At 68.0% G+C, this 15,596-nt stretch carries 16 protein-coding genes; 3 read left to right on the top strand and 13 right to left on the bottom strand.

Annotated elements, in window-relative coordinates; all coding sequences use genetic code 11:
* Positions 1–621, top strand: a complete 621-nt coding sequence (locus tag J3367_RS12120; protein ID WP_024350104.1) for a ferric reductase-like transmembrane domain-containing protein — start codon at positions 1–3, stop codon at positions 619–621.
* A gap of 9 nt (positions 622–630) precedes the next feature.
* Here J3367_RS12120 and J3367_RS12115 read toward each other — a convergent pair whose 3' ends face one another.
* From J3367_RS12115 to J3367_RS12100, 4 genes are all read right to left on the bottom strand, one after another.
* Positions 631–1,431 carry a VOC family protein gene (locus J3367_RS12115; protein ID WP_024350105.1) on the bottom strand — a complete coding sequence of 267 codons (801 nt, stop codon included), beginning with the start codon at positions 1,429–1,431 and terminating at the stop codon, positions 631–633.
* Positions 1,432–1,563: 132 nt separating this feature from the next.
* Complete coding sequence (locus tag J3367_RS12110) at positions 1,564–2,220, bottom strand: glutathione S-transferase family protein (RefSeq protein ID WP_024350106.1); 657 nt, start codon at positions 2,218–2,220, stop codon at positions 1,564–1,566.
* Positions 2,221–2,228: 8 nt separating this feature from the next.
* Complete coding sequence (locus J3367_RS12105) at positions 2,229–2,834, bottom strand: dihydrofolate reductase family protein (RefSeq protein ID WP_024350107.1); 606 nt, start codon at positions 2,832–2,834, stop codon at positions 2,229–2,231.
* Positions 2,835–2,904: 70 nt separating this feature from the next.
* The gene (locus tag J3367_RS12100; protein ID WP_024350108.1) at positions 2,905–3,579 is read right to left on the bottom strand and encodes a glutathione S-transferase family protein; all 675 of its coding nucleotides are present in this window, start codon (positions 3,577–3,579) and stop codon (positions 2,905–2,907) included.
* Positions 3,580–3,739: 160 nt separating this feature from the next.
* Here J3367_RS12100 and J3367_RS12095 point away from each other — a divergent pair, with 160 nt between their 5' ends.
* The gene (locus J3367_RS12095; RefSeq protein WP_024350109.1) at positions 3,740–4,192 is read left to right on the top strand and encodes a MarR family winged helix-turn-helix transcriptional regulator; all 453 of its coding nucleotides are present in this window, start codon (positions 3,740–3,742) and stop codon (positions 4,190–4,192) included.
* Positions 4,193–4,603: 411 nt separating this feature from the next.
* Positions 4,604–5,740: an HPP family protein gene (locus J3367_RS12090; RefSeq protein ID WP_024350110.1), complete on the top strand. Its 1,137-nt coding sequence runs from the start codon at positions 4,604–4,606 to the stop codon at positions 5,738–5,740.
* Positions 5,741–5,916: 176 nt separating this feature from the next.
* On the opposite strand, the gene J3367_RS12085 is transcribed toward J3367_RS12090, so the two are convergent.
* The 9 genes from J3367_RS12085 to J3367_RS12045 all read right to left on the bottom strand — a co-directional run bounded on the left by J3367_RS12085 (position 5,917) and on the right by J3367_RS12045 (position 15,204).
* Positions 5,917–6,105, bottom strand: coding sequence for a hypothetical protein (locus J3367_RS12085; RefSeq protein ID WP_024350111.1), 189 nt, complete (start codon positions 6,103–6,105; stop codon positions 5,917–5,919).
* Entirely contained in the window at positions 6,102–7,016 is a 915-nt protein-coding gene (locus tag J3367_RS12080; RefSeq protein ID WP_024350112.1) for a hypothetical protein, read from the bottom strand. The genes J3367_RS12085 and J3367_RS12080 overlap by 4 nt, the downstream gene beginning before the upstream one ends.
* A gap of 5 nt (positions 7,017–7,021) precedes the next feature.
* Positions 7,022–8,086: a formate dehydrogenase subunit gamma gene (locus J3367_RS12075; protein ID WP_373279277.1), complete on the bottom strand. Its 1,065-nt coding sequence runs from the start codon at positions 8,084–8,086 to the stop codon at positions 7,022–7,024.
* 10 nt (positions 8,087–8,096) lie between these two features.
* A complete protein-coding gene (fdh3B, locus tag J3367_RS12070; RefSeq protein WP_009210530.1) occupies positions 8,097–8,693 on the bottom strand; it encodes a formate dehydrogenase FDH3 subunit beta in 597 nt (198 codons plus the stop codon).
* Between the two features lie 15 nt (positions 8,694–8,708).
* Positions 8,709–11,645 carry a formate dehydrogenase subunit alpha gene (locus J3367_RS12065; RefSeq protein WP_024350114.1) on the bottom strand — a complete coding sequence of 979 codons (2,937 nt, stop codon included), beginning with the start codon at positions 11,643–11,645 and terminating at the stop codon, positions 8,709–8,711.
* A 7-nt stretch (positions 11,646–11,652) separates the two neighbouring features.
* Positions 11,653–11,877, bottom strand: coding sequence for a twin-arginine translocation signal domain-containing protein (locus J3367_RS12060; RefSeq protein ID WP_024350115.1), 225 nt, complete (start codon positions 11,875–11,877; stop codon positions 11,653–11,655).
* Between the two features lie 56 nt (positions 11,878–11,933).
* The gene (locus J3367_RS12055) at positions 11,934–12,578 is read right to left on the bottom strand and encodes a TorD/DmsD family molecular chaperone (RefSeq protein WP_024350116.1); all 645 of its coding nucleotides are present in this window, start codon (positions 12,576–12,578) and stop codon (positions 11,934–11,936) included.
* 111 nt (positions 12,579–12,689) lie between these two features.
* Positions 12,690–13,382 (bottom strand): DUF3306 domain-containing protein, encoded by a 693-nt coding sequence (locus J3367_RS12050; protein ID WP_024350117.1) that lies wholly within the window; start codon positions 13,380–13,382, stop codon positions 12,690–12,692.
* Between the two features lie 91 nt (positions 13,383–13,473).
* Positions 13,474–15,204 carry a 4Fe-4S dicluster domain-containing protein gene (locus J3367_RS12045; protein WP_421461179.1) on the bottom strand — a complete coding sequence of 577 codons (1,731 nt, stop codon included), beginning with the start codon at positions 15,202–15,204 and terminating at the stop codon, positions 13,474–13,476.
* Positions 15,205–15,596: the final 392 nt, after the last annotated feature.

Raw genomic sequence — 15,596 nt, 5'->3', positions numbered from 1 at the left:
ATGACGCTGTCCATCCGGGCCGTTCTCGGCTGGTCGGCGCTGGCCGTCGCGGTTCTCGGTCCGGTCGCTGTTGCTGCGACGAGCGAGTATCTCGCCTATCGCAGCGGGATCTATATCGCGGCCGGCTTCGCCGGGATCGTGGCGATGGGGTTGCTCCTTCTTCAGCCGCTTCTGGCGGCCGGCTATCTGCCCGGCATCGGCATGCGGGACGGGCGCCGTATTCACCGCTGGGTCGGGACGGCCCTTGTAGCCGCGATCGTCGCCCATGTGGCCGGGCTCTGGCTGACGAGCCCGCCGGATGTCGTCGATGCGCTGCTCTTCACCTCGCCGACGCCGTTTTCCGACTGGGGCGTCATCGCCATGTGGGCGCTGTTCGCGGCGGCCCTGCTGGCCGCCCTGCGCCGGACGCTGCGCCTGCGACCGCCGGTCTGGCGGTTCGCCCATACGGCGCTGGCGAGCGTGGTCGTGGTCGGCAGCGTCGTCCATGCGCTGCTGATCGAGGGCACGATGGGCACGGTCTCGAAGGTCGCTCTCTGCGCCCTCGTCCTCGCCGCGACCGCCGGGGCCCTGTGGGATCTGCGCAGCTGGGCAGTGCTCAGGCGGTTCGGTCCGCTGAAATAGACCGTCTCGTCAGATCGGATCCTCCTTCCTCCGGCTCGCGCCGCCGGAGCCGACCAGCCCGAAGCGGGCGCCGTGAGGATCTTCGCAGACCAGCGCGAACGAACCGCCGGGTATCTGGTCGGGCCCCTGTATCGTCTTGCCGCCAGCCGACGCGAGGCGTTTCTCAGCGGCATCGATGTCGGGCACCATGAAGTAATACTGCCAGCCGATGCGGCCGTTCGGCACCTCGCCCATGATGGCGCCGAGACGCGTCGTTCCGCATGATACGAAACGGTAGTCGCCGAGTTCCCCCATCGGCATCGCACCGTCCTGGCGCCAGCCAAACGCTGCGGCGTAAAAGTCGAGCGCAGCTTCCGGATTTTTTGCCGAGAGTTCGTTCCACACGGCATGGCCGGGTGTTGCCTCCTCCGCCTGCCGGAAGGCCAGACTTTCCTCGGCGCTCTCGCCGCGCATGACATAGAGCGTCGCGCCCTGCGGGTCCGCGACCAGGGCCATGCGGCCGACGCCGTCGATCGTCATCGCCGGCATATGCGTTGCACCGCCGGCCCTCTCGATGGCATCGACCGCGGCGTCGACGTCCGCAACGGCAAGATAACTCAACCATACGGGGCCGGACGTCATCCCGTCCGGCTGCTTCAGAAGTCCCGCCACGGGCACGCCGTCCGGCGCCGAGATGATGCGGTAATCCATCCCTGGATGGTTCGAAGGCGCAACCGTCCAACCGACGACATGGGTATAGAAGTCCTGCGCCGCGTCCGGGTCGGGCGTCAGGAGCTCGTACCAGATCGGCGTTCCTGCGGGATTGGCCATCCTCATCTCCTCCGTCTCCATAGGAAAGGCACGCATTTCCAAGGTCCCATATGCCCTGTCCTCGCCGGCGAGGGCCGATGGCGTTCGTACATGCCGAGAGCGGTCGCGACGGACCCATTCCGGCCGTGGCGATCAGTCCTGCTCCGGTGCCCCGAGCGGAAAGAATGGACGGTACGGGCGGGCCTCGTCGATGCAACGGGCGAAGGACGGTCGGGCGTTCAGGCGATTGCGGTAGGCGCGCACATGGGCGAAGCGCTCGGCAATCGGGTGGGTCCAGTCGGCATAGAAGAGCTGGGGCGCGGCGGCGCAGTCCGCGAGGCTGAAGCTGTCGCCGGCGACCCAGTCCCGATCCGCCATCCGCCCGTCGAGATACCCATAGGCGGCATCGAGAGCCTGCCGTGCGATGCGGACGCCCTCGGGATCGCGCTTGCCGTCCGGACGCAACGCGTCGAGGACGATCGTCTGCTGCGGTGTTGCGACGTAATTGTCGAAGAAACGGTCCCAGAACCGGACCTTCAGCGCCGCGGCCGGGTCGGCGGGGAGCAGGGCGACCGGGCCGGGGTGACGAAGCCCCAGATGCTCGATGATGACCGACGCCTCGATGACTGGAGCGCCCTCGTCGACGAGCAGGGGAAACTTGCCGATCGGCCACATCGCCCGCAGTTCGTCCATCGCCGCCGGATCGTCGGGGCCGAGGATGCGGCCTTCGAAGGCCGTGCCGTTCTCGTAGAGGGCGATCAGCACCTTCTGGCAGTAGGACGAGAACGGATGGAAGAAGAGCGTCAGCATGGGCGGCCTCAATCGTCGAGCGCGAAGGAGCCCGTCGCCACGGCACCGGCCGGGGCGTAGACGGCGATGATCGCGCCGCCTTCCGAGACGCGGTGTTCCAGGAGGCGCCATGCGCCCGGGTCCGCGCCCGGCAGGGCCCGTTTGCCGTGGCCGAGGATCAGCGGGAAGGTGATCAGGTAGAGCCGGTCGACGAGACCGGCCGACAGCAGCACCGGGTACAGCGTGGTGGAGCCCTGGACGATCAGCTTCGGGCCATCGGTGCGCTTGAGCGCCGCCACCGCATCGATGTCCGGCAGCGCATGGGAATTGGCCCAGGCAAGCGGCTCGCGCGACGAGGTGAGGACGTATTTCGCGGCGCGATTGAACTTGTCGGCAAAGGCGTCACCGGTGATGCGGGGCCAGTGCGCGGCGAAGATGTCGTAGGTCCTTCGGCCGAGCAGCAGGTCGAATTCCCCGTCGAAGATCGTGTCGATGAAGCCCCCGACCGTCTCGCCGGCATGGGGCACGATCCAGCCGCCGAGCGAGAAACCGTCGCTGCGGTCCTCGTCGGGACCGCCCGGTGCCTGGACGACGCCGTCCATCGACTGGAACAGGCCTGCCGTGATCTGACGCATCTCGACCCTCTTCCTCTCCCGTCTTCAACCGCACGCGATGCAAGGCGTCCCCTGTCCGAAATCCTCAGGCTCAGGCCGCGCGTTCGTAGCGCGCCGCATTCTCCCGGAACGGGGCGAGCTGATCGGCCAAGGCCTTCTGGAAGGCCGGCCGCGCCGTGTGGCGCGCGACATAGGCGTCGAGCGCTGGAAAATTCTGGAGAATGTCGGTGTGGCGGGGAATGCGCAGGACCGCCGTCATCATCAAATCGGCCACCGAGAACTCGCCGAGGAGGCCGTCGCGATCGCCAAGCGCTGCCTGAAGCTGCCCAAGACGCTTGTCGACGGACTTGATGGAGCCATCGCGCAATTTCGCTGCCGCATCGGCGTCGCCGGCGAAGAAGTCGAGATCGACAAGCGCTGCAATCGGCGGCTCGATCGTATTCAGGCTGGCGAAGACCCAGGAGAGGGCGAGATCGCGCTGGTGGCGATCGGACGGCAGCAGCCTGTCGCTCGCCTCGGCGATCCGCCAGACGATGGCCCCGGATTCGAACATGGTCTGCCCGTCGATCTCCATCGCCGGAACCTGGCCGAAGGGCTGGCGGGCGATATTGTCCGCGCCGCGCTGCGACCCCTGTTCGAGAATGATCGGCCTGTATGCCAACCCGGCTTCTTCCAGCGCCCAGCGAACGCGCAGATCGCGGACCAGTCCCTGGGCGAAGGACGGCACCCAGTCATAGGCCGTCACACCGATGGTGGAGTTCTGCATGGTCGCGTCCTCAAGCCTTGCCGGGTCGTGCACGACCGGGCGTCGCGGTGATCTGGCGGTTGGTATCGGCACGGGGCTCCTGGTGATCCTCAGACCGGGTCCATTCCGGCGCCGCCGCATATCTGCTTGACTAAAATGTTGATATCAACATAAAGAGGTCATGTCAACGTCCAGTGATTCGCCGACACCGGTTCCCTACGAGACCACGCTTCTGGTCCGGGATCATTGTCTTTGCCTGCGGGCGCAGCGCGCGGCGCGCGCCATGGCACGGCGTTTCGACGAGGCGTTCCGCTCCATCGGAATCACCAGCGGCCAGTTCTCGCTGCTGATGTCGCTCAATCGCCCGAAGCCGCCGACACTCGGTTCCGTCGCCGAGCTTCTGGCGATGGATCGCACCACCCTGACGGCGAACATCAAGCCCCTGGAGAAACGCGGCCTCCTGACAGTCACCCCGGATCCCGCCGATCGACGGGCGAGGCTGCTTTCGCTGACCCCGGAGGGGAGGGCCATCCTCGCGGAGGCGGTGCCGATCTGGCGCGCGACCCAGGCAGCAGTGGAGGCCGCGGTCCCCGACCCGGATGCCGTGCGGGCAGGGCTGGATGCGCTTGCGTGAGCGCGAATCCGCCCGCGGCCGACCCATGCGGTGGGTCGATGGCTGCGATTGTCGCGACGGCACCTGTTCTGACGGAAAATGAGGTCTCCGGGCATGTACGGTGGTTCGCCGCCGGCGGTCCCTTGAATGCGCTCCCTCGCAGTCAGTCGCGGGGACTCCCCTAGGCACCAGGTTTCGGTGATTTCCCCGGTCTCGGAACCACAATCCGGTTGGGGGCCTGTTCTTGCACCGCCTGCCGAAGCAGTCCGACGGCGTCCAGCAGACGGCTCAAGAGGGCTGACGCAGTGAGGAACGCTGGGGGCGCTGACGAAAGCATGGCGTTGCACACTTGGCGCATCGGGCGAAATTCCATCCCTTGCCGAGCTGGACGGCGCCTGCGATCCCGGTCGCTTCAACCCAAGAAGGACCGTGATGCCGTCATTCCTGAAATCCTTCGGCCCGGCCGTGCCGCAGACGACGCCCATGGAAGCCGTTCGGGCCGGAACCGGCGCCTTCATCGGGCTCGGATTGTGCGCCCTGCTGGTGCTGGCGCCGACTGTCGATCTGCAACTCGGATTGTACCTGATCGCTCCGTTCGGTGCGAGTTCGGTCCTGCTCTTCGCGGTTCCGAACAGCCCGCTGGCGCAGCCGTGGTCGGCGATCGGCGGCAATACGATCGCCGCGCTGGTGGGCGTCGCGGTCTGCCTTCTCGTCGCCGATCCGGCCCTGCGCATCGCGCTTGCCGTCGGCTTGGCCATCACGGCGATGATCCTGTGCCGCGCCGTCCATCCACCGGCAGGCGCGGTCGCGATGACGGCGGCCATGAACCCCGAGGCCATCGCCGAACTGGGGTTCCGCTTCGCCCTCACGCCGGTCGCCCTCGGCACCGCGCTCCTGGTTCTGATCGCCATCGTCTACGCGCGGATGACCGGCAGGCGCTATCCATTCCGCCAGTTCGACGACCCGAACCCGCATGGAACGGTGGATCGCCAACCATTCGAGCGACTCGGGCTGTCGAGCGCGGAGCTGACGAACATCCTGGAGCGATACCGGCAATCGTTCAATCTGGGGGTCGAGGATCTGGCGCGATTGATCGGCGCAGCGCAGATGCAGGCCGCGACCCACAGGATCGATCCGACCGTCGCTGCCGACTTCATGTCGCGCGACCTCGTCACGGTGGGGCCGGACACATCGCTTGCAGACATCACGGCGCTGTTCGCGCAACACCGCTTCACCTCGCTCCCCGTCCAGACTGCGGATGGCCGGTTCCTCGGCGTGATCCTGCAGATCCACCTGATCGTCTTGAGAGGGAGCGATACGAGGGCGCTCCTTGGCAAAGGGACGCGGCGCCTGCGGGCGGAAGACATCATGGATACGGCATGCCCGCGCGCGGCGCCCTCGACCCCGGTGGCCGCCTTCTTCCATCTGATGGCCGAAAGCCAGACCGATGCCGTGCCGGTGATCGAGGCCGAGCGGATCGTGGGCGTCGTCACCCGCACCGATCTGATCGCCGCGCTCGCACACAGCATTCTGGCGCAAGATCCGGCCGGTCGTCCTCAGCCCAGGTGAGAGGCGACCGCGTCTGCGGGGCTGGATGGGGGAGGCCGGTTCGACGGCGGGGCGCGCCTTAGGCTGATTTGCCTGGAGGTGACCGCCCTGAGGTCACCGTTGGCAGCGCCACAGGGCAGGCAACGCCTGCGGCGCGAATGTCCCGCGCCCGGCCGCGATGGCGACCGGGCGTCGGATCAATGGCGTTCCTGGTCCTCGGCGGCTTCGTCCCATTCGGGGCCGATCAGGTTCTCGCCGGGATTGCCGACGCGGACGCTGTCGGTGGCGTAGGCCTGGAAGGCCGGGACCTGCGCCATGGGAAGAACGAGCCCGGCGACCACACCGATCACGGCGGCGATCGCGATGCCGATGAGAATGGCCTTCAACGCGCGTCTCCCGTCGTCGGCGCTGCGGGCGCCGCGTTCTGCTGATATTGCAGGTCGAGCGCCGCCAGCGCGATCAGCGCCGGGGGCAGGTCGACGCCCGCGCGCCGCATTTCGCGGGTCGCGCCATGGCACCCGGCGATATCGTTGGCATCGGCCAGCGCCTGGCCTTCGGCAAGGGTCATGTCCGGCTGCTTCTTGGTGGCTTCGGGCGTCTCGGGGATTGGCGCGCTGAGACCCGAGGTCTGCGGCGCGTTGTCGGCATTGCCGGCCTTCGGCGCCGGCGCATTGGCGTCGCTGGGCGCCTCGACCGCGGCGCCGGCCTGGTTGGAGGCTTCCTGGGCCGAGCCCGACTGGTTGCCGTCGGGCACGCCCGCGGCGTGCTGCTCGTTCTCGGCCGCCGCTTCGCCGCTGCTTGTCGCCTGCTGCTGCGGCTGGTCCGAGGCCGCACCGCCAGCGGGCTCCTTGTCCGTGCCGCTTTCGGCCGACGGCTGCGTGGCTGAAGCTTCACCGGCCTGTGCCTGACCAGCCTGCGCCGCAGGGGCCTGGTCCGCGCTCGCCTGAGCGGCTGCCGGCTGGCCGGGCGCGGCGGCTGCGTCCTCGGCCGGAGCCGGGGTCAGGAACGCCACCAGTTCGGTGCAGATATTGGCGGGGCCGGACGAGGCCGTATCCGTGCCGGTCTCGCCAGGCGCCGGTGTCGCGGTGCCGGCATTCGCCGCGGCAGCGTCGGCGGCCGGATTCTGCGCCGCCGGCTGCGTGCCGTCAGGCGCGGGCGCCTGCTGGGTGTTCGCGGCCGGAGCCTCGGTGGCAGCCGGTGCCTGCGGCGCTTCGGTGGCGGGTTCTGACGTCGTCTGGGCGACGGCCGCCGTGGCCAGCGCCGTGGTGGCGAAGAGTAGGATGAGACTGTGGCGCATGGTGCTCACTCCGCCGGATGGGTTTGCGGGATCGGCTGCGGTCCCTTGGCGGTCTTGGCCTGCTCTTCCTCGACCCAGAGGCTGTGATGGGCGCGGGCCCAGGCGAGGTCGACCTTGCCGTTGCCCATGGCGTCGTAGGCGCCCTCCATGCCGAGCGAGCCGATATAGATATGGGCGATGATGATGGCGATCAGCACCATGCCGACCGTGGCATGGACATATTGCGCAATCTGCATGCCCTCGATGTTCAGCACTGAGAAGGGAAAGAGCATCAGGAGGCCGCTGATCGACAGGGCGAGGCCGCCCAGCGTCACCGACCAGAAGATCATCTTCTGACCGGCATTGAAGCGGTGCGCCGGCGGATGCTTGTCGCCGACGAAACCGCCGAATTCGCGGATCCAGCGAATGTCGGTGCGGCTCGGCAGGTTGTCCTTGATCCACACGATGATCATGAAGACGAGGCCGACCATGAACGCCCAGGAGACGAAATTGTGGACGTATTTCGCCCAGTAGCTCCAGGTCGAGAAGGCGTCCGGCCCGATCAGCGGAAACAGCAGCCGCTTGCCAAAGACGTAGTTGAGGCCGGTGATCGCCAAGAGGATGAAGGCGGTGGCTGTCATCCAGTGGTTCAGGCGCTCGAAGAAGCTGAAGCGCAGCAGCTTGCGGCCGACCTCCGGGCTGTCCTCGATCATGATCCGGCCGCGCGAGAAGTAGAAGGCGGCAAGCGCAAGGACCATGCCGATGATGGCGATGGCGCCGATCCACGGCAGCCAGCCTTCATGGAAGCTCTGGTAATCGCGCCCCTCGGGCTGCTCGAGCACCGCGGCCTTGCTGTCCGGGATGCTGACCCGGCCGCTGATCTGGCCGCCCTGCAGCGCGTTGAGGAGCTGCTGTTCGGTCGGCGCCTCGGCAGTGGGGTTCTGGCCGCTGGGATCGGCCTGCGCGCCGTCGGTCGGCGCGACGTCGCTCTGGGGCGCGAGATTGTCGTCGCCCTGCTGGGCGGCAACGGGCGTCGCCAGAAGGGCGAGCGCCAGGCCGCCGGCGGTGAGGATGGTGCGAAGCGTGGTCATCGTCGCCATCTCAGGCCTCGATCGTTTCGCGGTAGGCCGTCTGCCAGCCCCAGGCCCCGGTGCCGTAGCCGCGCTTGGCGACCCGCTCCTTATAGATCGTCGCGATGATGTCGCTGTCGCCGGCTAGAAGCGCCTTGGTCGAACACATCTCGGCGCACATGGGCAGCTTGCCCTCGGCGATGCGGTTCTTGCCGTATTTGGCGTATTCCGCCTCGGAGCTGTCGGCCTCGGGACCGCCCGCGCAATAGGTGCACTTGTCCATCTTGCCGCGCGAGCCGAAATTGCCGACGCGCGGATATTGCGGCGCGCCGAACGGGCAGGCGTAGAAGCAGTAGCCGCAGCCGATGCACAGATCCTTGGAATGGAGCACCACACCGTCCTCGGTGGTGAAGAAGCAGTCCACCGGGCACACCGCCGCGCAGGGCGCATCGGTGCAGTGCATGCAGGCCATCGACACCGAGCGCTCGCCCGGCTTGCCGTCGTTCAGCGTCACCACGCGACGCCGGTTGATGCCCCAGGGCACGTCGTGCTCGTTCTTGCACGCCGTCACGCAGGCATTGCACTCGATGCAGCGATCGGAGTCGCAGAGAAATTTAAGCCGCGCCATTGTCTGTCGCTCCCCTTATGCCGCCGCGATCTGGCACAGCACGACCTTGGTCTCCTGCATGCCGGTGACCGGGTCGAAACCGTAAGTCGTGATGGTGTTGACGGATTCGCCGAGCACGATCGGGTCGGTGCCCGCCGGATAGTGCTCGCGCCAGTCCTCGCCCTGGTAATGTCCGGAGAAGTGGAAGGGCATGAAGGCGACGCCGGGCGCCACGCGCTCGGTCACCAGCGCCTTCACCCGCGTCTTCGCGTCGTTCTCCGTGCCGTAGACCCAGACATACTGCCCGTCCTCGACACCGCGGGCGGTGGCGTCGGCCGGATTGATCTCGACGAACATCTCCTGCTGCAGCTCCGCCAGCCAGCGGTTGGAGCGGGTCTCTTCACCGCCGCCCTCATATTCCACGAGCCGGCCCGAGGTGAGCAGGATCGGGAAGTTTCCGGCGACGTTCCGCTCGATCGCGGCCTGCTGCACGGAATAGCCGATATTCGGAATACGGAACTGCCGCTCGTCGGGCCGGGTCGGGTATTTCTCGACGAGGTCCGGCCGCGGCGTATAGATCGGCTCGCGGTGCACCGGCACCGGATCGGGCAGGTTCCAGGCGACCACCCGGGCCTTGCCGTTGCCGTAATGCATGACGCCGTGATCCATGCAGACGCGCTGGATGCCGCCCGACAGGTCGGTCGCCCAACTGACCGCGTCGACCTTGTCGCCGCCGACCCGCTGGATCGTCGCCAGTTCCTCCGGCCGCAGGTCGGCGTCCCAGCCGAGCTTGCGCAGGATGCCGTAATTGAACTCGGGATAGCCGTCGGTGAGCTGCGAGCCCTCCGAATAGGAATCCTCGGCCAGCAGCGTCTCGCCGTTCCGCTCGACGCCGAAGCGCGCGCGGAAGGTACCGCCGCCTTCCCAGATGGGCACGTCGGTCCGGTAGAGGATCGGCGAGCCGGGATGCTTCATCTCCGGCGTGCCCCAGCACGGCCAGGGCAGGCCGTAATATTCGCCGCCGACTTCCGGCGTGTCGGCCGGGGCGCGCAGGCTGACCAGGTCGAACTTGTCCTGGTTGCGCATATGCGCCTTCAGCCGTTCCGGCGACTGGCCGCAATAGCCGGTGGAGAAGCCGCCGCGATTGATCTCGCGCAGGATGTCCTCGGCCGAGACCTTGCTGTTTTCCACGGCGATGTTCTTGAACATCCGGTCGGCGAAGCCGAGCTTGACCGCGAAGTCGTGGATCACCGCGTAGTCGTCGCGGGACTCGAAGGCCGGCTCGACGATCTGTTCGCCCCATTGCAGCGACCTATTCGACGCGGTGCGCGAGCCGTCGGTCTCCAGCGAGGTGGCGATGGGCAGGAGATAGGTGCCGTTGCGACGGCCCTTGATGGCGCCGAAGGTGGTGGCGTGGGGGTCGGCGACCACCAGCAGCTCCAGCTTCTCCAGCGCCTGCAGCATCTCCGGCATGCGGGTGACGGTGTTGCCGCCATGGCCCATGATGAACATGCCGCGCAGCGGCGAGCGCTGGTCGATCTCCTCCGGCGGCATGCTGACCGCGTCGAACCACCGGGTCGAGGTGATGCCCGGGGTCTCCATGTTTTCCTTGCGGGTGCGCGGCTCGCGCCCGCCCTTGGCCGGGACCTCGTCGAAGCGGCTCTGCAGCCACTCATATTCGACTTCCCAGACCCGCGACCAATGCTTCCAGCCGCCTTCGGTCAGGCCGTAATAGAGCGGCAGCGAGGTGACATCGAGGCCGAGATCGGTCGCGCCCTGCACATTGGTGTGGCCGCGGAAGATGTTGGCGCCGGTGCCGGGCTTGCCGACATTGCCGGTGGCCAGGCACAGGGTGCAGTAGGCGCGCACATTGGCGGTGCCGACCGTGTGCTGTGTGGCGCCCATGCACCAGATCAGCGTCGACGGCCGTTCCTGCGAGAACAGATAGGCGACGTGCTTCAGCTGCTCGCCGGACACGCCCGAGACGCGCTCGACCTCTTCCGGCGTCCATTTGGCGACTTCCTTGCGGACCTCGTCCATGCCGTAGACGCGGGTGCGGATGAACTCCTTGTCCTCCCAGCCATTCTCGAAGACGTGCCAGAGAATGCCCCAGATGACCGGGATGTCGGTGCCGGCGCGCAGGCGCAGATATTCGGTGCCGTGGGCCGCGGTGCGGGTGAAGCGCGGATCGATGACGATCAGATTGGCGCGGTTCAGCTCCTTGCCGGCCAGGACGTGCTGCATCGCGACCGGATGCGCTTCCGCCGGATTTCCGCCCATGATGATCATGGTCTTGGCGTTGCGGATGTCGTTGTAGGAATTGGTCTGGGCGCCGTAGCCCCAGGTGTTGGCGACGCCGGCCACGGTGGTGGAGTGGCAGATGCGGGCCTGGTGGTCGACCGAGTTGGTGCCCCAGAAGGCGCCGAACTTGCGGAACAGATAGGCGCCTTCATTGGTGAACTTGGCCGAGCCGAGGAGATACATGGCGTCGGCGCCGGAATCCTCGCGGATCTCCAGCATCTTGTCGCCGATCTCGTCGATCGCCTGCTCCCAGGACAGCCGCTGCCACTGGCCGTCGACCAGCTTCAGCGGGTATTTCAGCCGCCGGTCGCCATGCACGATCTCGCGGATCGCGGCGCCCTTGGCGCAGTGGGTGCCACGGTTGATCGGGCTCGACCAGCTCGGCTCCTGGCCGGTCCAGACGCCGTTCTGCACCTCGGCGGTCACCGTGCAGCCCACCGAGCAATGGGTGCAGATGTTCTTCTTGATCTCGATCGGCACGCCGGGCATCGGCGCGCTGACCGCCTCGGCCTTCTGCACGGCGCCGGGCATCATGGTGCCGAAGGCGGCGAGGCCGCCGACGGCGAGGCCCGACTGTTTCAGGAAGGCGCGGCGATCGAGTCCGGCAGGACGGGTCGACGAGACGGAAGAACAGAATTGGCCGGGCTGACCGGCCTTGCGTTTGGTGAGCATGTCCGCCTCACTTGTCCTGCAGCGTTTCGTAGCCGTTGGTCCGGTAGAACGCCTGAACGTCCGGGCTGTCGGGCTGATATTTCGGTTGGGTCTCGTCGGTCCCCGGATCGTAGGCCTCGGCCTCGTCGACGAAGGCCGGCGCCGTCACGGCGACCGCGGTTGCCGCGCCAGCCGCACCCGTGGCCTTGCGAAGGAAGGCGCGTCGATTGAGATCAGGCTTGTCCGTCGCCATGGTCGTCTCCCATTTCCCTGCCGGCGCGCGGGCCGTGCGGTCGTTTCGCGGCACTGTCATGCGACCAGCGCCTGCGACTCGGTCTCGATTGTCATGAAGCTGCGGCCGACACGGCCGACACAGCGGTAGAAATCCGCCGACCGGGCCGTTTCCAGATACGCGAAGAAGCGGCCCATCCACGGCTGCATGTGGCGGGCGAAGAAGTCGCGGGCGGCGCCCTCGGGGGCCTCGAAGCGCCCGTCGATCAGCCCGGCCATGGTCTCGCACAGCACCCCGACGTGGTCTTCGAGCTCGACGAGCGAGGGGGACCGCTCGATGCCCAACCGCGCCAGATCCTGCCGCAGGCGGGCCAGCGGCTTCTCGCGCAGGAAGCCGGTCAGGTAAAAGGAGCCGTAGGGCACCAGTTCGCCGCGGCCGACGCCGATGAAGAGGTCGAAATACTCGCGCTCCAGACGCGCCGGATCGGCCCGGCGGGCGGCCTCGGCCAGCGCCGCGTGGCTGCGCCCGAGCGGGGTCGCGTCGCCGCTGAGGCCGGCGACCAGCGCCAGCGTCTCGGCGCTCGGCTCGCGGGCCATGAGAACGGCGAGAAGGCCGTAATGCTGGACCCGGAACTGGTCGACCGGATCGAGCGCCGCGCGCAAGGACGCCGTCGCCGTTGCGGCAACGTCGTGAGCGCTCGGTTCGGAAGGCCCGTCGGTCATCGTGGCGCTTTCATGGGTGTCCGGTTACCCGTTGATCTGGAACGAGAACCTAGATGGTTCCGGGGTTTGTGCAAGCCTCTTTTGAACCATTCCAGTTTCGTTGACGGCTATTCAAATCGGCAGCGCGCTGCCATGTCGCAGCGGCCGGTTTCGCGGAGCTTGCTGCGCTGTTTCCGCAGCGATTTCGGGCATGGTTTCCGGCGTCTCCGGTAGGGCCGAATCCTGCGGGCCGGGCGCGGCGGAAACCGTCTCGTTCGGCACAGGCTGCGCGGCGTCTGCCATGGTCATGGGGGACGGCGATTCGGCGGCGTCGCTTCGATCCGCCGCAACGGTCGGCTCCGCGGCCGGGGCGGGCGCAGCCTTCTCGCGGCCGAAGATGTCCTTGACCATCTGCTTGACGTCGGTCGTCGCCGACAAGGGCCCGGAGACCGGCACGCCACCGGGCACGTTCCAGTCCCAGGCATAATCCCTGGCGTCACCGACATAGTCGCGGATGGCGGGATCGAGCGACCAGAGCCGCCGCATGGCGCGATTGCGCAGGGAGGCCGGGACGCCCTTGCGCAGAAACGCTGTCATGTCCGACGCGGCGGTCAGATCCTCGGGGTCGGGCAGCGCCGCCAGCTCCTCGGCGGAGATCGGTGCATCGACAGCGGCCTGCGGCGCGTCGTCCGGCGCCGCGTGCTCAAGCGATACGCCAGCGGCCTCCGCGGCAGGGCCGGAATCCGTTCCGGTTCCGGCCGTGCGGTCCGCGTCGGCGACCTCGCGCTTGCGCTGGGACCAGCGGGAGAGGAAATCGCTGCTCAAACCGGTCGTCCTTGCCGTCCTGTTCGTGCTTCCTGATCTGCCGCAGGGAAAACTAGCCTGCGATCCGAGCGGGTCGAGGGTGTGGGCCGCATCAATGTCTGTGGCCGTCAAAGTCTGTGGGCGCCCGGTGATCCTCGGCAAGACGCGGCTTTGGCCGGGCCGTGCCGGCATAGGGATCGATCCCCTCGTTCAGCACGGCCTCCACCCGGCAGTCCTCGCACATGCGGATCGCGTCCAGACGGCGGGCATTCTCGCCGGCGAACATCCAGTGCTTGCCTTCCAGCTTGGCGATGATCCGCTCGATCGTGCTCTTCGTGCCGACGGGCTTGGCGCAGCGGATGCAGCAGAAGGGCTCTTCCTCCTTGAGGATCTGCCGCGGCGCGTTCCAGGCGGCGAAATCGAGTATCGGCTCCAGGGTGATCACCTGTTCCGGGCAGGTCGCTTCGCACAGGCCGCACTGGACGCAGGCGCCATGGGAGAAACTGAGAAGCGGCCGGTCCTCGCTGGCCGACAGCGCGCCGGTGGGGCAGGCGGTCACGCAGGCGTGGCACAGCGTGCAGTCGTCGGTCTGCACATGAACCTTGCCGAAGGGCGCGCCCTGCGGAAGCGCCACCTGCTCGACCGGCGCCGGCGCGACCCGGTGCAGCATCCGCAGGCTCAGCTCCAGAAGCTCGCGCTTGCTGCCGGCCGGGGCGAAGCTGGCGGGCGCCGGTGCGGCGCGGCCGAGCGGAAGGGCCGCCAGTTCGGCGAGCATCTCGTCCGGCGTATCGGCATGGAGGATCCGGCAGGAATCCTCGCCATAGCCGAGCGCGGCCGCAAAGGCGCCGGCCAGATCGACGGTCCCGGCCAGGGTGGCAATGCCGTTCCGCGGCGCGCGCCGCGCCAGGATGCCGATGCCGGCCGCCCCATAGGCGAACGCCGCGGCGAGGCTCTCCAGCCCGATCTGCTTGATCTCGTTGACGGCCATCGGCAGCACATGGGCCGGGAGCGCCGGACCGGCGGCGTCGATGAGCGGCTGGCCGACATAGCCGTCATGGAAGAGGACGACCGGATCACGGCCGCCAGCGGCCCGGTAGCTGGTCAGGAGCGTGCGCAAGCGGTCGAGCTGCATGTCGACCGTCGGCAGCGTGTAGGAGGCCGCGCCCGTCGGGCATACCGCGGCGCAATTGCCGCAGCCGGCGCAGACATAGGCGTCGATCGTCACATGCTCGCCGGCCGGCGCGATCGCCTCCATGGCGCAGGCGTCGAGACAACGGGTGCAGCCGGTGATCGACGAGCGCGAATGGGCGCAGAGCTCCTTGCGGAACGCGATATATTGCGGCTTCTCGAACTCGCCGACGAGTTCCGATGCTTCGGCGATCGCCGCGTCGAGGCCGGCCGGGTCGGCGACATCGGCACGCAGATAGCCGTCGCGCGCTTCATGGGCCGGAAACAGCGGCGGCCGGGCCGCGAGATCGAGGATCACGTCGCAGCGCGACACGGCGCCGTCGCGCGGCAGCGCCATGCCGTCCGGCGGCATGTACCCGTCCACGACGGCCTGATAGGCGCCGAAATGCCCCGTGGCGCTGGCGATGCGGCCGCGCGCCACCGGAAACGGCAGGCCATCCGGCACCGGCGTCAGGCCGCCATCGTCGAGGAGTACCGTCACGTCCAGGGACGCCGCCAGCCGCAGGCCCGCATCGATCGCGGCCGCGCCGTCGCCGCAGATCAGGATGGTGCCATCGCTGACGAGGGACAAGATCGGCGGCTGCGCCCGGGGGAGGGCGGCAAGCGCCGCCTCGGCTGTGTCGCGGGGGCCGGTATGGGCTGGCGTATCGGTCACGATGGACGCAATCCTTCGGGCGTGTACGGCATTTCAGGCAGCCGGTTGTCTCACCGTCCACCGTTGGCGTAGAACGATTTTAAACTGGCGCAAGTCAATAGTATCACGTGGTTTTTTCATGTCGTCGCCATCGACCCTCGGGCTCGATCTCCGCCCGTTTCGCTGCCTTGTCTCCCCATCTGGAACCCGCAACGCGGGCGGCCACCGCCTTTGCGTCTCCCGCATCGGTCCCGATGCGCCGGTCCGCCTGCGGCGTTTTCCCGCGTTGGGGCGTTCCCGTACGGCGGGTCGGCATCAGTCGGGGCGGCTGGACAGCGATGGGCCGATGCGCGATGGGGAGCGCCGGCCGCTCGCTGCGGCCTTGACGCCGCCGTTACGGCGCGCGCCCGCAA

The sequence above is a fragment of the Aurantimonas sp. NFXS3 genome (assembly GCF_049132005.1).
GTDB lineage: Bacteria > Pseudomonadota > Alphaproteobacteria > Rhizobiales > Rhizobiaceae > Aurantimonas > Aurantimonas coralicida.
Note: the sequence above shows the minus strand (reverse complement) of the source record. Positions and strands in the feature narration are given on the sequence as shown.